The sequence below is a fragment of the Nocardia sp. CA-120079 genome (assembly GCF_050955745.1).
Lineage (GTDB): Bacteria > Actinomycetota > Actinomycetes > Mycobacteriales > Mycobacteriaceae > Nocardia.
The window spans coordinates 7,064,108-7,082,127 of record NZ_CP192088.1 but is presented as its reverse complement, the minus strand read 5'-3'; the positions used below and the strand labels follow the sequence as shown (position 1 = coordinate 7,082,127).

17 protein-coding genes are annotated in these 18,020 nt (G+C 65.5%); 11 read left to right on the top strand and 6 right to left on the bottom strand.

What is annotated here, in order from left to right:
• Positions 1–40: 40 nt before the first annotated feature.
• The gene (locus ACQPYR_RS32740) at positions 41–1,297 is read left to right on the top strand and encodes a vWA domain-containing protein (protein ID WP_433622712.1); all 1,257 of its coding nucleotides are present in this window, start codon (positions 41–43) and stop codon (positions 1,295–1,297) included.
• 31 nt (positions 1,298–1,328) lie between these two features.
• Here ACQPYR_RS32740 and ACQPYR_RS32735 read toward each other — a convergent pair whose 3' ends face one another.
• Entirely contained in the window at positions 1,329–1,604 is a 276-nt protein-coding gene (locus ACQPYR_RS32735) for a hypothetical protein (protein ID WP_040688132.1), read from the bottom strand.
• A 157-nt stretch (positions 1,605–1,761) separates the two neighbouring features.
• Here ACQPYR_RS32735 and ACQPYR_RS32730 point away from each other — a divergent pair, with 157 nt between their 5' ends.
• From ACQPYR_RS32730 to ACQPYR_RS32720, 3 genes are all read left to right on the top strand, one after another.
• Complete coding sequence (locus tag ACQPYR_RS32730) at positions 1,762–2,058, top strand: hypothetical protein (RefSeq protein WP_433622711.1); 297 nt, start codon at positions 1,762–1,764, stop codon at positions 2,056–2,058.
• Between the two features lie 114 nt (positions 2,059–2,172).
• Positions 2,173–3,573: a DUF1254 domain-containing protein gene (locus ACQPYR_RS32725; protein ID WP_433622710.1), complete on the top strand. Its 1,401-nt coding sequence runs from the start codon at positions 2,173–2,175 to the stop codon at positions 3,571–3,573.
• A gap of 82 nt (positions 3,574–3,655) precedes the next feature.
• Positions 3,656–4,375 carry a hypothetical protein gene (locus ACQPYR_RS32720; RefSeq protein ID WP_433622709.1) on the top strand — a complete coding sequence of 240 codons (720 nt, stop codon included), beginning with the start codon at positions 3,656–3,658 and terminating at the stop codon, positions 4,373–4,375.
• 7 nt (positions 4,376–4,382) lie between these two features.
• On the opposite strand, the gene ACQPYR_RS32715 is transcribed toward ACQPYR_RS32720, so the two are convergent.
• Positions 4,383–4,826 carry a group II truncated hemoglobin gene (locus ACQPYR_RS32715; protein ID WP_433622708.1) on the bottom strand — a complete coding sequence of 148 codons (444 nt, stop codon included), beginning with the start codon at positions 4,824–4,826 and terminating at the stop codon, positions 4,383–4,385.
• Positions 4,827–5,130: 304 nt separating this feature from the next.
• Between ACQPYR_RS32715 and ACQPYR_RS32710 the strand changes: the two genes are divergently transcribed.
• Both ACQPYR_RS32710 and ACQPYR_RS32705 read left to right on the top strand, forming a co-directional pair.
• Complete coding sequence (locus tag ACQPYR_RS32710) at positions 5,131–6,360, top strand: cytochrome P450 (RefSeq protein WP_433635308.1); 1,230 nt, start codon at positions 5,131–5,133, stop codon at positions 6,358–6,360.
• 8 nt (positions 6,361–6,368) lie between these two features.
• On the top strand, positions 6,369–7,094 hold the full coding sequence (locus ACQPYR_RS32705; RefSeq protein WP_387290270.1) for a TetR/AcrR family transcriptional regulator: 726 nt from the start codon (positions 6,369–6,371) through the stop codon (positions 7,092–7,094).
• On the opposite strand, the gene ACQPYR_RS32700 is transcribed toward ACQPYR_RS32705, so the two are convergent.
• Both ACQPYR_RS32700 and ACQPYR_RS32695 read right to left on the bottom strand, forming a co-directional pair.
• Positions 7,084–7,848: an SDR family oxidoreductase gene (locus ACQPYR_RS32700; protein WP_433622707.1), complete on the bottom strand. Its 765-nt coding sequence runs from the start codon at positions 7,846–7,848 to the stop codon at positions 7,084–7,086. The genes ACQPYR_RS32705 and ACQPYR_RS32700 overlap by 11 nt on opposite strands.
• A 130-nt stretch (positions 7,849–7,978) precedes the next feature.
• Positions 7,979–9,931 carry a TerD family protein gene (locus tag ACQPYR_RS32695; RefSeq protein WP_433622706.1) on the bottom strand — a complete coding sequence of 651 codons (1,953 nt, stop codon included), beginning with the start codon at positions 9,929–9,931 and terminating at the stop codon, positions 7,979–7,981.
• A 148-nt stretch (positions 9,932–10,079) separates the two neighbouring features.
• Between ACQPYR_RS32695 and ACQPYR_RS32690 the strand changes: the two genes are divergently transcribed.
• Entirely contained in the window at positions 10,080–10,571 is a 492-nt protein-coding gene (locus tag ACQPYR_RS32690; RefSeq protein WP_433622705.1) for a hypothetical protein, read from the top strand.
• Positions 10,572–10,577: 6 nt separating this feature from the next.
• On the opposite strand, the gene pabB is transcribed toward ACQPYR_RS32690, so the two are convergent.
• A complete protein-coding gene (pabB, locus tag ACQPYR_RS32685; protein ID WP_433622704.1) occupies positions 10,578–12,662 on the bottom strand; it encodes an aminodeoxychorismate synthase component I in 2,085 nt (694 codons plus the stop codon).
• 81 nt (positions 12,663–12,743) lie between these two features.
• Here pabB and ACQPYR_RS32680 point away from each other — a divergent pair, with 81 nt between their 5' ends.
• The 3 genes from ACQPYR_RS32680 (at position 12,744) to ACQPYR_RS32670 (ending at position 15,752) form a co-directional block, all read left to right on the top strand.
• On the top strand, positions 12,744–13,793 hold the full coding sequence (locus tag ACQPYR_RS32680) for a phosphotransferase family protein (protein WP_433622703.1): 1,050 nt from the start codon (positions 12,744–12,746) through the stop codon (positions 13,791–13,793).
• A gap of 78 nt (positions 13,794–13,871) precedes the next feature.
• Complete coding sequence (locus tag ACQPYR_RS32675) at positions 13,872–14,447, top strand: DinB family protein (protein ID WP_433622702.1); 576 nt, start codon at positions 13,872–13,874, stop codon at positions 14,445–14,447.
• A gap of 174 nt (positions 14,448–14,621) precedes the next feature.
• Positions 14,622–15,752 carry an NDMA-dependent alcohol dehydrogenase gene (locus ACQPYR_RS32670; protein WP_040688149.1) on the top strand — a complete coding sequence of 377 codons (1,131 nt, stop codon included), beginning with the start codon at positions 14,622–14,624 and terminating at the stop codon, positions 15,750–15,752.
• Between the two features lie 64 nt (positions 15,753–15,816).
• Here the strand turns inward: ACQPYR_RS32670 and ACQPYR_RS32665 are convergent, their stop codons facing one another.
• Positions 15,817–17,004 carry a serine hydrolase domain-containing protein gene (locus ACQPYR_RS32665; protein ID WP_433622701.1) on the bottom strand — a complete coding sequence of 396 codons (1,188 nt, stop codon included), beginning with the start codon at positions 17,002–17,004 and terminating at the stop codon, positions 15,817–15,819.
• 85 nt (positions 17,005–17,089) lie between these two features.
• Here ACQPYR_RS32665 and ACQPYR_RS32660 point away from each other — a divergent pair, with 85 nt between their 5' ends.
• Entirely contained in the window at positions 17,090–17,920 is an 831-nt protein-coding gene (locus ACQPYR_RS32660; protein WP_433622700.1) for a serine hydrolase domain-containing protein, read from the top strand.
• Positions 17,921–18,020: the final 100 nt, after the last annotated feature.

The following is an 18,020-nucleotide window of genomic DNA, read 5'->3' as shown; positions in this document are numbered from 1 at the left end:
GGTCTGTACGGGTCCGATCGGGTACGGCAAGGAGTCCGCGGTGGGCATATCACTCGTCAAGGGACAGAACGGTCCGCTCGCGGCATCGAATGTCGTTGTCTCGGTGCGATCCATCGCCCCGGCCGATGTCTCGGCACTACTGGTGACCGAAGCGGGCCGCGTTCGCACCGACGCCGATTTCGTCTTCTTCAATCAGCCGCAGGCACCCGGCGTCGAGTTGCGGGCGGGAACGCCTGCGGCGCTGGTTGTTTCCGCGGCCCACGTGCCCGCCGATATCGCCCAAATACGTGTGGTAATTACTTTGGACGAATCCGGGGCAACCTTCGGGCAATTCGCGCCGCCGATTGCGACCGTTGCCGACGGATTCGGAAACGCGCTCTATGAGTATGTAATCGATGGACCCGATAGCGAGTCCGTCGTCATCGCACTGGAATTATATCGGCGTAAATCCGAGTGGAAGGTCCGCGCGGTCGGGCAGGGTTATGCGGGCGGATTCGCCGCACTGGTCACCGATCACGGCGTAAGTGTCGACGACGAGCCCGTGCCGGTCCCTGCTCCCGCCCCTGCGGAGGTCCGCACCGTCCCGGGCGAAGCCGGACTCTCCTTCGAGAAGCGCGCTGTACTGGACCTGCGCAAACGCGAAGTCGCCAAGGTCCTGATCAACAAGAACGCCTTCGGAATTCGCGCCCGCGTCATCCTGGTCATCGACAAAACCCTCAGTATGAGCAGGCAATACAGCAAACAGGTCGTGCACCGCGTTGTGCAGCGGATGATCCCGGTGGCGACCCAGCTCGACGAGGACGGTGCCCTGGAGGCCTACCTCTACGCGCTGTCCTTCGCGAAATTGCCCGATATCACCGTCGAGCACGGCGAGGCATGGGCCCAGACCTTCTTGCACCTCACCGGCACTCACCAGGGCATCGACTACGCCAGGATCGGCGGTCGCAACGACGAACTGCCGATCATGCGCGACATCATCGCCTCGCTGCGGCCCGGCGATGCGCCGACCCTGGTGCTGTTCTTCACCGACGGCGGCTTCGCGAAGAAGCGTGAGATCGCCGCACTCATGCGCGATGCGTCCCGACTGCCCGCTTTCTGGCAGTTCGTGGGCCTCGGCAGAGCCAACTACGGCCTGCTGCGCACGCTCGACGAAATGTCGGACCGAGTCGTGGACAACGCGGGCTTCTTCGCCCTCGACGACATCGACCAAGTGGACGACGCGCAGCTGTACGCCCGGTTGCTGGGCGAATTCCCGGACTGGCTGCGCGCGGCCGGGCAGGCTGGCATCCTGCGCTGAATCGTGCCGGTCCGCAGTCGAAGTCGCGGACTCAGCCGATGACGGCGTTCATGATGGTGCCTGCACTGGTGGCGACGACACCGCCGATCATGGCTCCGGCCACCATCTTCGGGGATTCCAGACCGCCGCCGCTCCACTTCTCCCAGGCGAAGCGGCCACCTGCATAGATGATGGCGACTATGCCTGCGAGCAGCACGAACCAGGTGAAGTAGCGGACCAGTTGAAGAATCTTGTCGGACACCGGAGGGGCCTCGGGAGTGGGATTGCCGATCTGTGCCCAAGTGTCGTAAACGGCGGCCAGGATCATCTCGTGTTGCTCATTCTGGATGCGGGACAGGGGGTTAACGCGCTCTCCGACAGATGGTATCGGTTTCTCGGCGACCGTGCAGTCACGATGCCTGCGCGCTTGCGAGACCACTCGTTGTGCGGATCATGGAAGGGGCGTGATAGTCGAGGAGTAGACGATGAACATCTATCTGATGTCGATCGGCGATGCCTATGCGATGTTGGCGCAGATCCAGAATCCGACGCCGCAAGCTCCGCCGCTATCGGACAAGCTGCTGCAGATGGTGCGCTATCTGACCTGGTTTGCCCTGCTGTCCGGAATAATCAGCATCATCTATGCGGGCGGCCGGTTCGCCTGGGAGAAATGGAGCGGCGGTGCGATGCAATCGCCGAAGATGGTGGCGGGAGCCATGATCGGCGGTGTCGTCGCCACCAGTGCGGGCACGATTATGAATTCGATTCTCGGCACCGGCTGATCGGCGAAAACCCGGCCTCATCGCCGCTTGCCCGAATTACGGCAAATATGTGGCTATACTCCGGCTGATCTCTCTCGAAGTTGTCCGACCTGATCGGGAAAGTAGGGAGAAGGCATGAGTATGTCGCGGCGATCTGTGCTGCTGGCCGGTGCCGTTACGGGCGCGGGCCTGGTCGCGTGCGGCAAATCGACGAATTCCGATAATGTGGCAAGCTCTGGCAGTACGCCGCCGAGTGATCCGCGTTCGATCGCGACCGACGCCTATATCTATGGATATCCGCTGGTGCTGATGGATGTCACGCTGCAGTCGAATACCGCCGCCGTGCCCGCCAACCAGATCTGGGCCGTCAGTCCCGTGAATCCCGCGATGAATACGGTGGTCATGCCGAATATCGACACCCTGTATGCCACAGCCTGGCTCGACGTGGGTGCCGAACCGGTGGTGCTACAGGTTCCGCCGATGGACGGCGACCGGTACTGGCTCATGCAGATCATGGACGCTTGGACCAACACCACCCACAACCCCAGCAGTGTCGCACCACGGGTGCGCGCCGGTCAGGACCCGCCGTACGGCTACGTGATCACCGGCCCCAATTGGTCTGGTGCGCTGCCGGATAACCTGACCAGATTGGCGATGCCCACCGCGACCGCTTGGTTGATCGGTCGCATCGAGCTGCGCGGCCAGGCCGATTTCGCTGCCGCCGAGCGCGTGCAGCAGCAGGTGCTGCTCGCACCGCTGAGCGCCTGGTTGCGTGGTGAACGGCCGAACCCGGTGATCGATCCCGTTATGGCCGCCCCGATCGCACCGCCACAGCAGGTTGCGCGGATGGACGGGCGTACCTTCTTCGACCGGCTCTGCACACTTATGCTCACCAACCCGCCCGCCCGCGACGATGCCCCCGCGCTGGAGCGGTTTTCGAAGATCGGCATCCGGCCGGGCGGCACGGTCGACGGTGCGCCGGTCGCTGACCTCGACGCCGCGGTGGCGGCGGGCCAGATGCGCATCCCGGACTATGCCAATCCCAAAGCCAGACGTGAGAACGGCTGGGGTTTCGCGACGAACCTCGGGACCTACGGCACCGATTACTCACTGCGTGCCTCGACCGCGTGGACCGCACTCGGTGCGAATCTGCCGGAAGACACCGTCTATCCGGAGATCAGTGCGAATGCGGGTGAGCAGGGTGCGCCGCGCTCGTACCGGCTGCATTTCCCCCCGGGCCAGACGCCGCCCGCGCGCGCCTTCTGGTCGCTGACCGCCTACACCGCGGAGCGCTTTCTGGTGCCCAACCCGGCGGGCATCTTCTCGGTCGGTCATCAGCGTCCGGTTGTACCGCTGCCGGACGGCTCGCTGGAACTCGCCATCCAGGCGGCGGACCCGGGAAGTGATGTGCCGTACGGCAACTGGTTGCCGATACCGGAATCCGGCACCTTCCGGCTCGCGCTTCGGCTGTATGTGCCCGAGCAGCGGGCGCTCGATGGTCACTGGCAACCGCCGAGTCTGAACCGAGTCGGATGAAGACGCCGCGATGTCTCTGCTGAGCCGGTCGTCTTGCCGGGCGTCACCCGTCCTGACCGTACTGCGATAGGAGCGAGAAACTATGGGTCGCTTGGCTTTCCCGATCTCGATCGCCGCCGCGGCGATGCTGGTATTCGCCGCGCCCGTTGCCGCCGCCGAGGTGGGTGATGAGGACGGTGTGCCGTCGCGAACCGCGTTCTCCTTCCGTTCGGTGCTGCCCGGCGTCCAGTGGGGCACCAGCAACGAACACGAGATGCGCACCGGATTGTCGCTGGTCAAGCTCTATATGGTCGACTACGCGCTGCATCACGGCGACGGGTCGGCTACGGATCTGGCGTTGGCGGAGCGGATGATCCGCTATTCCGACGACTCCGCGGCCGACGAACTCGGCGCGAAGTATCCGCAGGCGATCGACGCCATTGCCGCGGAGTACGGCTTGACCGCTACCCAATCGGGCCCGGCCTGGGGCATGTCGTACACCAGCACCGCGGATGTGGCCAACTTCCTGGCGACCAAGAAGCGCACCGAGCCCTGGTCGCCGATCTTCGGCTGGATGGCCGCGGCGGGCGAACAGGCGGCCGACGGCACCGCACAGGACTGGGGGACCGCACGGCTGCCCGGCGTGCAGGGCAGCAAGTGGGGCTGGTCCGACAGCGGACCGCTGGAGGTAGCCTCGGCATCGTTCGGCGAGACTTTCGCGGTCGCTGCACATACCCGCGGCACACCCGAGGATCAGACGGCCGATGTCAGCGCGACCGTGCCGTTCTTGCTACTGGCTCTGGTCGCGCGTGTGACGGGATAGGCGGCGGTCAGTCGTCGCCGTCCCAGGTCCAGTGCGGCACCTCGCGGATCGGGTGCAGCTCGTCGTCGGTCTTGGCACGCGAATTCTGTTGTGCCACTTGGGCGCCGAATTCGGCATGTGCGCGCACCGCATCGCGGAAGGCGGGATCGTCGAATAGCCCCGCCTCCTCGAACGCCGCCAGATACAGCTGGGCGAAGCGCGCACGCTGCTCATCGGTGATTTCGAGGCCGCGGTGCACGGCGATGATGTAGTCGAAGCCGAGGTTGCGGGTGAAACGGTCCGGGCCGCCGAAAGATTCGGCGGTGAACCAGGTGAGATGGTCGACATGCGTCGGGCGGCGTTCGGTGAACTGGGTTTTCAGCACCGGATCGGCGAGCACCTTGTCGTAGAAGGCTTCTTCGACGCGATGCAATGCCTCGTCGCCACCGGCGTGCTCGTACAGGCTGGGCATGGGGGACCTCCGAACGGTGACCTGTTGCGTCCCATTACAGGCTTGTCCGCTCGGTCGCGTGCACGGTTTCGCGGTAAGCGATCAAGCTCACTATTTATAGCAGATAGCTATTGGTTGTATGGCTATCGCCGCTAAAGTTAACGGAGTTTACTAAACACTATTCACAAAACCCCGGTTGTGTGATTTTATCGGCTTTGGAACGTGTCCACACAGTTCTTACCCGCGCCGCCGGCCCCGCCGGCTGCCATCCCCAGTGTCGTGAGGTCTGCAGCCCAAGTCAGACCGGTAGGAGATAGCCGTGACCGTGACCACGCCGTCGATTCCTGCGGGATTCGACTTCACCGACCCAGATCTGCTGTCCACCCGCCTGCCCATCCAGGAATTCGCCGAGCTGCGCCGGACTGCCCCGGTCTGGTGGTGCGCGCAATCCGGCCGGGCCAGCGGCTTCGACGACGGCGGCTACTGGGTCATCTCCAAGCTCGACCACATCAAGGAGATCTCGAAGAATCCGGAGGTGTTCTCCTCGCACGAGAACACCGCGATCATCCGGTTCAACGAGGAAACCACCCGCGAGCAGATCGACATGCTCGGCAATATGCTGATGCTGAATCAGGATCCGCCGCAGCACACCAAGACCCGCCGCATCATCTCCAAGGGCTTCACCCCGCGCGCGGTGGAGAGCCTGCGCGCGGCGCTCACCGAGCGTGCGGCTCGAATTGTGCACGAGGCCAAGCAGACCGGTCGCGGCGACTTCGTCGAACAGGTCGCCTGCGAACTGCCGCTGCAGGCCATCGCCGAACTGCTCGGAGTGCCGCAGAACGACCGCAAGAAGCTGTTCGACTGGACCAACCAGATGATCTCCTATGACGATCCGGAGTTCGACGGCAATCACCACACCGCCACCGCCGAGGTCATGGGCTACGCCTGGAATATGGCCGAGGAGCGGCGCAAATGCCCGGCCGACGACATCGTCACCCAGCTGATCAATGCCGATATCAACGGCGAGAACCTGGGCTCGGACGAATTCGCGTTCTTCGTGATCCTGCTGTCGGTCGCGGGCAACGAGACCACCCGCAACTCGATCACCCACGGCATGAAGGCCTTCGTCGACAATCCGGAGCAGTGGGAGCTCTACAAGCAGCAGCGCCCGCGCACCGCGCCCGATGAGATCGTGCGCTGGGCCACCCCGGTGACCGCTTTTCAGCGCACCGCCACCCAGGACACCGAGGTCGGCGGCCAGGAGATCAAGAAGGGACAGCGCCTCGGGCTGTTCTACAGCTCGGCCAATTTCGACGAGGACGGATTCGAGCATCCGTTCACCTTCGATGTGCTGCGCAACCCCAACCCGCACGTCGGATTCGGCGGCACCGGCACGCACTACTGCGTCGGCGCCAACCTGGCCCGGCTACAGATCGATCTGATGTTCAACGCTATTGCCGATGTGATGCCGAACCTGCGTCAGGTCTCCGATCCGGTGCGGTTGCGCTCGGGTTGGTTGAACGGCATCAAGCGCTGGGAAGTCGAATACGCTTGAATTCTTTTATGAACAGCGCCAAGCCGCGGGGGCGGGCACCGGTGGTTTCGGATGCGGATATCCGGCGGGTGGCCCGCGCTCTGCTGGTCGAGCACGGGCCCGATGCGGTCACGCTGCGGGCGATCGCGCGCGAACTCGGCATTACCGCGCCCGCGCTCTACCGGTATTACAACTCGCGCGAGGACCTGCTCGAAAGTCTGCGCCTGGAGTTCTGCGCGGACCTCGCCGCCGAGTTGTCCGAGCAGATCGCGACGCTGCCCGATGACGGCGCGGTGCAGTTCTTCGCCATCTGCAAGGGATTCCGGCGCTGGGCGCTGGCGCACACCAGGGAATTCACCCTGGTGTTCGCCTCGCCGGGCGCGGGCCGCGCGCGCATGCTGCGCCGGTTCGACGAACCGTTCGGCCGGATCTTCCTCGCCGCAGCCGGGCGACTGCTGGCCACCTACGATGTCGTGACGCCGCCGACCGATGTGATTCCGGCAGAGTTGCGCGATGACCTCGTGCTGTTTCAAACCGAGCTGCTGGCAGCGCTTTCGGAGTCCGGACAGAAATTTCCGGCCGAAAAGCTCGACCTCGGCGTGACGTATCTGATGATCCAGATCTGGGCCCGGCTCTACGGGCACGTCACGCTCGAGGTGTTCGGGAATTATCCGATCCCGCTGTCGAATCCGGAGATCCTGTTCGAGGCGATGCTGGCCGATCTGGGGCGCACGGCCGGGTTGATCAGTGAGTGATGCGGCGAGACAGCCATTCGGCGTAGCCGATGCCGATCGCGTCGCCGTTTCCGTGCAGGCACAGAGCGCCCGACCGCAGGGCACGTCCGGCGCGCCCCGGGATGGGTACGGGCAGCGGGAGCAGCTTGCGGCCGATGTGTTCGCGGTAGATATCGGCCAGTTCGGTGAGGGTGTGCACGGTGGGTCCGGCGATATCCGGGATGCGCCCGGCCGGGCCGTTGTCCACCGCGTCGGCGAGCCTTGCCGCGACGGCGTCGACGTCGATCGGCTGTATCTTCGCCGTCGAGCGTGGTGCGAGCCGCCAGCGTGCCGACAGGGCCAGGATATCGGTGACGAGTTCGTGGAATTGGCTGGCGCGCAACAGTGTCCACGGGACCTCACCGGTGGTGACCACCTGTTCCTGGTCCACCTTCGCGTTGTAATAGCCGAAGGGGACGAGATCGCAACCGACGATGGAGATTTCGACGTGATGGCCGATACCCGCCTGCTTTTCGGCCGCCAGTAGTCGGCGTACGCCGTCCACCATGACCGATCGGGTCCGGCTGCGGGCGCTCACCGCGTCGACGACGGTATCGCAGCTCTCCAGTGCGGATTCCAGGCCGGCGCCGGTGGCGAGATCCGCGGACCGGTGCTCCAGAGTTCTATCCGCCGGAGCGGTCCGGCTCACCACGCGGACTCGATGTCCGCGTGCGCTCAGCTCTCGTACTACCGCGGCACCCAGCACCCCGGTTCCGCCGATTACCGCTACCTGCATTGATCCTCCCAAACGGCTCTGTTCGGTATTGGACGCTACGGTGACACGCTGGACCGCTCAACGTGCTTCATCGCATATGCATTGTTCGCCACATCGGTGTTCCGGTGCGTGATCGCGTGCGGTATCCACATCAGATTCGCGCACCCTTGGCGCGGTTGCAGGCGCGGCAGAGGATCTGCAGATTGGTCGCACTCGTCGCGCCACCGCGGCTGAGCGGGATGATGTGATCGAATTCGAGGTAGTGGCCGTCGCCGCATTCGACGCATTTACCGCCGTCACGTTGCCACACCTCGGCCTTGACCTCCTGCGGGATGCTGCGCGTGTCGCGCTGCCCGGGCGTCAGCACCAGGCGTTTGGCGACCCGCAGCGCACCCTCCAGTGCGGCCGCGACGTAATCCGGGTCATCGACGTCGAAGATGGCGCCGCCGCGGGACGAGGTCGCCGCGACGACCACCGAACGCTGCTCGACATGCACCGAAACCACCCGGTTCCACGGCAATTCGGTGCCAGTATCGGTACCGACGAACCGCAGCTTCTTATTGCTGGCGATCAGCCTGCCATCGGTGAGTTTCGGGCCCTTGGCGAGCAGGCGGACGTGCACAGCGGGCAGATCCACGTGCACCTTCTCCTCCGGATCCAGATGCAGGCCGGGCGTGCGCACCACCGGCAGATCCCCGCCGCGCAACCGCGACAGGGTGCGCCCGCGATGCATCCGTCTGCGCAGATCCTCGACCAGCGGTCCGCCGAGCGCCAGCTCTTCGATCGCGTACTCGAACGCCTCGAACTCGGCCTGCTCGATCTCGCCATCGGCGAATGCGAACGCGACCAGTCGCTCGACATAGGTGAGCGCCACATCCCGCAGCGCCGCCCGGCCCAGGCCCGCATCGATTCGCTGATACCGCAACGACGCCCACAGCGCATCCCACTCCGTACCGCGCGGTCCGGCTGCGGTCAGCGCCCGCCAGGCCTGGGTATGCCAGTGCGTCAGGAATTCCTCGATTTCATGCGCGCAGCTCGGGCACGGCGCGAGCCCGCCGAACAGCTTGCGGCGCCGGGGATTTCCGCACCGCTCACAGCTGCGTGGGCCAGGCTGGCGTCGTTCGTATGTGGCACTGGTCCATTCGGCCCCATCCCACCAACGCAGCCGCGAGGGATTCGCGGGATCCGAATGCCAGTCCGCGCGTTCGGGATTCGGTGGTGCTGGTATCGGCGGTTCGACCTCGTGCCGTTGGCGCTGAAGGTCGACCGGCCTGCCCGGTAGCGGCCGGGCAGGCCGGTCGTCGGCCAAGTCGGCGCGATGGTCGGCTCGATCCCGGGGGCCGGTGGCGGCGGTGCGGTGGCCGGTCTGATCTCCGCGGTGCGCGCCGAGTGGCCGTGGTCGGGCCGGTGCTTCATCGGGGCGATCGTGCTGTCCATTCGGGTCTGCGTGTGTGCCGTCCTGCTCCCAGGACGCAGTGTCGAGCTGCTGAGGACCGGGTGATCCGGCCAGCGCCGTGCCAGTCGAGACACGTTGCTGCACTGGAAAAGTGGGTATCCGATTCGCGTCTGCCGCGCGGGAGCGATCGGGTGTCGGCTCGTCGGGGCCGTCGATGGTGACGCCGAATTCGGTGACGAGACCGGGGAGCCCACTGTCCCAACCCTGGCCGATCGCACGGAAGCGCCACTGGCCGTCGCGGCGGTAGAACTCGCCGAACATCATCGCGGAGACCGCGTCGGGATCGGTGATCTCGAACCGGGCGATCGGCCCGTGCGCGGCCTCGATGGTGAGGGTCAGATCCGCGATATCGCCGAAGGTGCCGTCGTCGATCGATCCGGCGACCACGATCCGCGCCACATCCGATTCGGTGCGCGGTAGCGACACGCTCAAGCGCGCCGTGCCGGGTGCCGGCTCTTGATCGAGCGTCACCGCCTGCGACATATGTCGGGGTGCATTGAAGAACACCAGATCCCGATCTGTGCGCACCGTCCCCGCCTCCGCCAGCAACAGCGCGTGCGCATCCACCGTATGCCCCGACCGCCATGAAACAACCACGGCAAGAAGGGAAGTCGGCACCGCCGCATTGGCCCCTTTACTGAGTTTCATCGTGCTCGAACTATGCCACGAAGCACCGACACGCCGACTTCGGCGGTCCATACCTTCGGCGATGCGAGCGAGTGCGCGGCGACGCGACACAAACCGGGCGGTCGGGGATATCCGGCCTCGCGGGCTATGGGTGCGGCAGAGTGGAAGAATGACTACCCCGAAGGGTGCGGGCCGCAAGGGCGCGACTCCGAAGGCGCCGGGTGGGCGGGTGCCGAGTCCCGGCGATGTGCTGGCGGCCGCGCAGTCGGGGGTGGAGGCGGCGCAGTCGGCGGCGAGTCAAGTATTGGATGCCGCACAACTTACGGCTGGTCAGGCCTTCGATGCGGCGGTACGGCTGCCACCGGCCTCGGCGCAGTTGGCGGCTCAGCTCCCGGATCTGATCGAGAGGCTCGCGATGGCCATCGACCGGCTCAACTCCACCATCGATCGCCTGGACCGCACACTGGCGTTAGCGGATCCGGCCTTCGCCGCCTACGACCGCTTGCTGCCTCGCCTGGAGGCGATGATCGGCCTCGGCGAAGATCTCTTCACCGCCATCGCCAAACTCCCGGGCGTCTCCCTCCTCGGTCGTTTCACCGGCAAACCCGCCGAACCTCCGGCGCCTCCCGAACCCCCGAAGCGCACCCGCCGCCGCAAATAACCGGGCTCAGTGGGGAGCGGCGCGGTGGGTGGCGGCGGCCTTGAGCAGGGTTTCGCGGTATTCGTCGTCCGGGTCCGAGTCGAGGACGATGGCGCCGCCTGCCCCGATGCGCCAGTGGCCATCGTGGCGGACCGCGGTCCGGATGACGATATTGAGGTCGGCGGTGCCCCCCAGACCGAGGAAACCGATGGTGCCCGAATAGATACCGCGCGCTTCGGTTTCCAGCTCGTCGATGATCTCCATGGTCCGCAACTTGGGCGCCCCGGTCATCGATCCACCCGGGAAACACGCACGCAGACAATCGATCACATCGACATTCGGCCGCAGCGTGCCGCGCACGGTGGAAACCAGTTGGTGCATAGTCGTATAGGTCTCGGTGGCCATCAATTTCGGCACGTGCACACTCCCGACCTGGCAGACGCGGCCCAGGTCATTGCGCAACAGGTCGACGATCATCAGGTTTTCGGCCCTGGTCTTCGGACTGTCGGCCAGTTCGCGCCGCAGCCGCTCGTCCTCGGCGGCCGTGGTCCCGCGCGGCGCGGTGCCCTTGATCGGCTTGCTCTCCACGGTGCGGGCGCGGTCCACCTTCAGGAAGCGTTCCGGTGAGGAGCAGGCGATTTCGAGATCGTCGAAGCGCAGATACGCCGCGTACGGTGCGGGATTGCAGCGGCGCAGTGTGCGGTAGAAGTCGAGTCCATCCGCTTCGGCGGCCGCCATGGATGCGGCGTCGGTCAGGCAGATTTCGTAGGACTCGCCCGCATGCAGCCGCTCCTGGCAGACGGCGATATCGGCGAGATACCGCTCGCGCCCGCGGGTGAACAGCGGTGCGACGGCGGCGGTATCCGAGCCCACCTCGAGTGTCGGCGGATTCGCCCACGTCGGTAGGGATTCCAGGATCTCGCGGGTATCGCGTAACCAATCCGCGCCCGCCCGAAGGGCTTCCGGCGTGGGATCGGTGAGTGCGAGCAGATGGGTGCGCCCGCCGACATGGTCCACGACCACGATCCGATCGGCGAAGACCCACTGTGCGTCCGGTGTCGAGGCGCGATGCGCTACATTCGCACCGCAATCGGCCTTCACCTCATAGCCCAGGTATCCGACGTAACCGCACGCGAAATCGAAAGGCAGATCGGGTAGTTCGGTATGTCTGAGGTGTAGCTGCCCGGCGAGATAGTCGAGAATTCCGCCGGGCACGGTCCGCCGGTTCCCGTCCGAGGATTCGACCGTCACCTTGTTCTCGCCGACCCGGTAGCGGATCACCTCGGCCAGTGGTCCGCTCGCATCGCCGAGGAAGGAGAACCGATCCAGTCCGGGTTCGACATGTTCGCTGTCGAGCCAGAATGCGGTGGGGGAGTTGCCGTATAGCCGGAGGAACGCGGCCTCGGTATCGATCGCCCGCTCGATCACCGCATGCCGCAGCTGCCAGGAGCGCCGGGATTCGCGGAACTCGTGTCTACCCATCAGCGGCTCGGCATTCTCGAACGGCGCGATGATGCTCGATCGAATCCGCCTGCCCGCGGTAAGTTTCGCGAAATTGCCGAGCAATGCCGCACCGTACTCGCTGGCAATCGACTCGGGATGGAACTGCACCCCCCACTGCGGTCTGTTCCGGTGCCGCACACCCATGATCACCCCATCGGCCGCGACGGCGGTGATCTCGAGGCTGTCCGGCAACGGCCGCTGTGCGGACAGCGAGTGGTAGCGCACCGCGGTGAACCCCTCGGGCAGCCCGGCGAACAGTTCGTCGCCGTCGTGCTCGATGTGATCGAGATAGCCGTGCCGCGCGGTGGGCGCGGTCGTGACGATGCCACCCGCCGCGACGACGATGGCCTGATGTCCGAGACAGACGCCGAGCAGCGGCAGTTCGGTCTCGCGGATCACCGTGGCCGAGATGCCGATATCTCGGCCGACATCCGGGCGACCCGGCCCGGGGGAGATGACGACATTGTCGAAGCGCTCCAGCCGCAGCCGCGCGATATCGGCCACCTCGTCATTGCGCACGACCGTGGGTTCTTCCCCGTTCACCTCGCTGATCAGCTGATAGAGGTTGTAGGTGAACGAGTCGTAATTGTCGATCAAGAGCGTGCGCATCGTGCTCCGAACCCTACGCCGCACCGGGTCGAAGCAAACTGTTGTCATATGCCTTCAGTTGGGTTCGGCGTGTGGTGCACAATGTGGGACATGTCAGAGGTGGATCGTGAGATCGTCGACTTTGCCGTCGTCGGTAAATGGATGGACGAGCAGGGTCTGCCTGCCGGTGAGTTCGAGGAGGTGACCGCGCTCGGCGGCGGCACGCAGAACATCATGCTGCGCTTCGCGCGCGGCGGTCAGGACTATGTGCTGCGCCGCGGCCCGAAACACCTGCGCGCCAAGAGCAATGACGTCATCCGTCGCGAGGCCCGGCTGCTCGGCGCGCTCGACGGCACCGGCGTGCGCGCGCCGAAGGTGATCGCCGCCTGCCCGGACGAATCCGTTCTCGGTGCGGTGTTCTACCTGATGGAGCCCATTGCCGGATTCAATCCGCAGAACGAACTGCCGGAGCCGCACGCGAGCGATCCGGAGATCAGGCGGCAGATGGGCCTGTCGGCGGTCGAGGCCATCGCCCGCCTCGGCTCGCTCGACTATCAGGCGCTCGGCCTGCAGGACTACGGCAAACCGGACGGCTTCCTGGAGCGTCAGGTGCCGCGCTGGCTAGGTGAACTCGAGTCCTATGCCGCCAATGCGGGGTATCCGGGCCCGGAGATTCCCGGCGTGCGACAGGTCGGGGAATGGCTGGATCGGCATCGGCCCGCGCAGTGGACTCCCGGCATCCTGCACGGCGACTGCCACCTGGCCAACATGATGTTCTCCTACGACGGCCCCGAAGTGGCCGCGATGGTGGACTGGGAGATGTCGACCATCGGCGACCCGCTGCTCGACCTCGGCTGGCAGATCGCGACGCGTCCGGAGCCGGGTACCACGGGCGCGGCACTGATCGGCAAGCTCGGCGCCGTCGGCGGTCTGCCGACGCCGGAGCAGATGGTCGAGCACTACGGCGAGTTCTCCGATCGCGACCTGAGCAATGTCACCTGGTACACCGTGCTTGCCTGTTTCAAGCTGGGAATTGTGCTGGAGGGCACGCATGCTCGCGCATTCGCGGGCAAGGCGCCCAAGCAGGTCGGTGACTTCCTGCATGCCATCACGCTCGAACTCTTCGAACGCGCGCTTCGTCTGATGGATTGAGCTCTCGCTGTCGGGATCTTGTCGCTAGCTGGCTGAATATCTATCGCTGAAGATATTCAGCCAATCTAGGGTAGGCGCATGCCGATCGTTCCCGACGTCAAGAACTGGACCTGGGTCCTCGAACGCTCCTGTGCCGAATGCGGATTCGACCCGGAGTCGATTACCTACGCGGCGGTGCCCGATCTGGCCCGCGAGTATGCGGGCCGTCTGTCGGCGACCCTCGCGCGATCCGACGCGGCCATTCGCCCGGACGACTCCACCTGGTCGGCGCTCGAATATGCCGCTCACGTTCGCGATGTCTGCCGAATTTTCACCTACCGCACGGCCGTCGCGGCCCGCACCGAGGCGGTGGATCCGAGGGTCCCCGGGTTCGACGCCGAAGGCCTCGAGTCCGCGGACGGCATCCCGGTGTTCTCGAACTGGGATCAGGACGTCAGCGCCATCGCCGATCAATACGGCAAGCAGGACCCGCGGCAGGTCGCCGCGGAGCTGACCGATGCGGCCGAGACCGTCGCGCGCGCCTTCGCATCGGTCCCCGAAACCGCCCTCGGCAACCGGGCGCGACGCAGCGACGGCTCGGTCTTCACGGTCGAATCCCTGGCCGCCTATTTCCTGCACGACGTAATCCACCATGTGCACGACGTGCGCGGCTGAAGTCGGGCAGTATCGGTCCGAGACGGGTTCGTGGTCGAATGGAACTGGAACTCGTTCGGGGGCTCTGTCAATCCGTGTCGACGAATTTTCGGTCGAGTACTAGAACGCGTTACAGTTTTCTCGTACTGTGGGTGCAGTCACATAGAAGCCCGTGCATGCGAGAGGTCGACACGAATGAAGACGAAAGGCGCGATCCTGTGGGGGACCGACCAGCAGTGGTCGGTCGAGGAGATCGAGGTCGGCGATCCGGTATCCGGTGAGGTACAGATCCGGATGGAAACCGCCGGTATGTGCCACTCGGACCACCACATCGTGACCGGCGCGACGCCGATGCCCGCATTCCCGGTCATGGGCGGCCACGAGGGCGCGGGCGTGATCACCAAGCTCGGGCCGAACTGCCCCGCCGATCTGCAGGTCGGCGATCACGTGATCCTGTCGTTCATCCCGGCCTGCGGTCGCTGTCCGGCGTGTGTGAGCGGCAATATGGCGCTGTGCGATCTGGGCGCGGGCCTGCTGATGGGTCAGGCCATCAGCGACGGCACCTACCGCATCCAGGCGCGCGGTGAGAATGTCATCCCGATGTGCCTGCTGGGCACCTTCGCGCCGTATATGACGGTGCACCACACCTCGGTGGTCAAGATCGACCCGAGCATTCCGTTCGAGGTCGCCTGCCTCGTCGGCTGCGGCGTCCCCACCGGCTTCGGCTCTTCCACCCACGTCGCCCAGGTCGCGCCCGGCGAGACGGTGGTGATCGCGGGTATCGGCGGCGTCGGCATGAGCGCGCTGCAGGGCGCTGTGCTCTCCGGTGCGTCCAAAGTCGTTGCCATCGACCCGAATCCGTGGAAGCGCGAGCAGGCGCAGAAGTTCGGCGCGACGCACACCTACGAGAGCATGGCCGCCGCGATCATGCCGCTGATGGAGGCCACCGAGGGCCGGATGGCGCAGAAGGTCATCCTGACCATGGGTGAGATGCACGGCGAATACATCGAAGAGGGCCTCATCCTCACCGCCAAGGCCGGCACGCTGGTCGTCACCTCCATGGGCCGCATGGACGAGAACGACGTCAAGCTGAACAGCTTCCTGCTGTCGATGCTGCAGAAGACCGTCAAGGGCTGCATCTTCGGCGGTGGCAACGCCCGCCAGGACGCGCCGCACCTGTTGTCGCTGTACAAGTCGGGCCAGCTGAACCTCGACGATATGGTGACCCGTCAGTACTCCCTGGAGCAGATCAACGAGGGCTACCAGGACATGTTGGACGGCAAGAACATTCGCGGCATCATCAAGTACACCGAGGCCGACTGGTAAATCGCCGGGTCACCGCTCGGCGAGCCTGGTCGCGACGAACCGGCTTGCCGATCGGAAATCTCGGTCAGACGGGGCAGCGGAGTAGGGCGTTGCGGAGGTTGCGGCTGCGGACGTCGTCGAGGACGGCCAGGCCCAGGCGGTTCATCGAGTAGCCGAAGCCGAGACCGGTCGCCGGATCGGCGAATCCGAAAGAGCCGCCGAGGCCCGTGGTGCCGTAGGCGCGTTTATCCGAGCCGAAGCTGAACGAGCCGCGGGATTTGCGGAAGCCCAGGTGATAGCGAGACTTGGTGTGCAGCACCAGATCATCGGCGGGCACATCGTCGGCGGCCGCAGCGGCGAGCCGATCGAGCACCGTGTCCTCGATCGGCAGCGCACCGGTGCGCCCCGCCGCCGCGCCGTACGTCTTGGCCAGCGACCTGGCATTGCCGACGCCATTGGAACCCGGCATCTCCAACTCGAGCAGTTCGCGTCTGCTCGCCCGCACCGGTGCGCCGATGCGCGGATTGGTCAGTGCCGCATGGGAAAGTCCGCGCTTGGCGAAGATCTCCGCGCCGATGCGCACCGGAATATCGCGCTCGTAGCGCAGGATGTCCACACCCTCGGTGGCGGCCAGGGTGGCGATCCTTTCCATGCTCTGTTCGGCGGGCAGGCCGATGAAGAAGTCCAGGTCGAGCGGTTTCGCGATTTCCTCGGCGAAGATCCGTCCGAGTGTGCGGTGTTCCGGATCGGCGCGGCGCACGAGTTCGCCTTGATAAAGGCCCAGGGTGATGGCGTGATAGCCGTGTCGCGTGCCCGGCCGCCACGCGGGCCGCTGTGCCGCGAGAATCGTTGCGAGACCGTCGAGATCGGCGATCTGCCGCAGCCGCACCACGGTATCGAGTCCGGAAAGTCCGGCCTGATGGTCGATCAGCTGACGCACCGTGACCGTGCCCTTGCCCTGCGCGGCGAACTCCGGCCAGTACTTCGCGACCGGCTCCTCGTAGTCCAGCAGACCCTTCGACACCATCGTGGCGATGACGAACGCGGCCATACCCTTGGTCGAGGAGAAGACCGGCACGATCGTGTCGCGCTCCCACGGCAGGGTCCGGCGGCGGTCACGATGACCTGCCCACAGGTCGACCACCGGGCGATCGCCCGCGTAAACGGCCACGGCAGCGCCGATTTCGCCGTGCCGGGTGAAGTTGCGGCGGAAGGCGTCGGCAACGGGGCCGAAACCGGCCGCCACATCGCCGTGGATGGTGGGTTCGCTCATGATCGGTTGATGGTACCGGCGGTACCGACTTTCCCATGCAGACGGTGCGGACACGCCGGGAACGGGCGTCTCGTACGCTCATTTCGTGCGTGCATTCGAGCAGATCAAGGACTGGCCGGTTCGGCATGCGGCGGCGGGCGTCGTCACCCGCGACGGTGCGCAGACGGCAGGTGACACCGAGCGGGTATTCCCGCTCGCCTCGGTGACCAAGCCGCTGGTCGCCTACGCGGTGCTCGTCGCGGTGGAGGAGGGTGCGATCGAACTCGATCAACCCGCCGGTCCGCCGGGAGCTACCGTTCGGCATCTGCTCGCGCACACTTCCGGCATCGCCTTCGATACCACCGAGGTGATTGCCGCGCCCGGGACGCGGCGCATCTACTCCAGCGCGGGATTCGAAATTCTCGCGGCCTTCGTCGTGGAGCAGACCGGGATCGCGTTCCCGGAGTACTTGCGTGAGGCGGTATTCGAGCCACTCGGCATGACGGCGTCCGTGCTGGCCGGTCCGGCCGGACATGCGGGCCGGTCCACCGCGGCGGATCTGGTGCGCTTCGGTGCGGAACTGCTGGATCCCCAGCTGATTTCGGCGCAGACCCACGCCGAGGCGACCACGGTCGCGTTTCCCGGACTCAACGGTGTGCTGCCGGGTTACGGATCGCAGCGTCCCAACGACTGGGGACTCGGATTCGAGATTCGCGACGGGAAATCGCCGCACTGGACCGGCGGATCGAATTCCGCAGGTACCTATGGCCATTTCGGGCAGTCCGGCACATTTCTGTGGGTCGATCCCGAATTGGGGGTGGCGAGTATCGCTTTGAGCGACGAGAATTTCGGCGACTGGGCACGGGAGGCATGGCCCGTCTTTTCCGATGCGGTGATCGCCGAGGTGATCCTCGCTCGGAACTCGGTTGCGAAGTAACAGGTCGGACACGCCTCCGAAGTAACATGTGTAACTCGGGGCACTCCAGTACACTCGGGCAACGCCAGTACGACGGATCGTTGGGGAAGACGTTTCTCGT

Bases quoted from the DNA above. Each gene is read 5' to 3' on its own strand.
- ACQPYR_RS32695 (WP_433622706.1), bottom strand. From the start codon at position 9,931: ATGAAACTCAGTAAAGGGGCCAATGCGGCGGTGCCGACTTCCCTTCTT.
- ACQPYR_RS32720 (WP_433622709.1), top strand. From the start codon at position 3,656: ATGGGTCGCTTGGCTTTCCCGATCTCGATCGCCGCCGCGGCGATGCTG.
- ACQPYR_RS32735 (WP_040688132.1), bottom strand. From the start codon at position 1,604: ATGATCCTGGCCGCCGTTTACGACACTTGGGCACAGATCGGCAATCCC.
- ACQPYR_RS32675 (WP_433622702.1), top strand. From the start codon at position 13,872: ATGCCGATCGTTCCCGACGTCAAGAACTGGACCTGGGTCCTCGAACGC.
- ACQPYR_RS32665 (WP_433622701.1), bottom strand. From the start codon at position 17,004: ATGAGCGAACCCACCATCCACGGCGATGTGGCGGCCGGTTTCGGCCCC.
- ACQPYR_RS32725 (WP_433622710.1), top strand. From the start codon at position 2,173: ATGAGTATGTCGCGGCGATCTGTGCTGCTGGCCGGTGCCGTTACGGGC.
- ACQPYR_RS32670 (WP_040688149.1), top strand. From the start codon at position 14,622: ATGAAGACGAAAGGCGCGATCCTGTGGGGGACCGACCAGCAGTGGTCG.
- ACQPYR_RS32715 (WP_433622708.1), bottom strand. From the start codon at position 4,826: ATGCCCAGCCTGTACGAGCACGCCGGTGGCGACGAGGCATTGCATCGC.
- ACQPYR_RS32680 (WP_433622703.1), top strand. From the start codon at position 12,744: ATGTGGGACATGTCAGAGGTGGATCGTGAGATCGTCGACTTTGCCGTC.
- ACQPYR_RS32705 (WP_387290270.1), top strand. From the start codon at position 6,369: ATGAACAGCGCCAAGCCGCGGGGGCGGGCACCGGTGGTTTCGGATGCG.
- pabB (WP_433622704.1), bottom strand. From the start codon at position 12,662: ATGCGCACGCTCTTGATCGACAATTACGACTCGTTCACCTACAACCTC.
- ACQPYR_RS32730 (WP_433622711.1), top strand. From the start codon at position 1,762: ATGAACATCTATCTGATGTCGATCGGCGATGCCTATGCGATGTTGGCG.
- ACQPYR_RS32700 (WP_433622707.1), bottom strand. From the start codon at position 7,848: ATGCAGGTAGCGGTAATCGGCGGAACCGGGGTGCTGGGTGCCGCGGTA.
- ACQPYR_RS32690 (WP_433622705.1), top strand. From the start codon at position 10,080: ATGACTACCCCGAAGGGTGCGGGCCGCAAGGGCGCGACTCCGAAGGCG.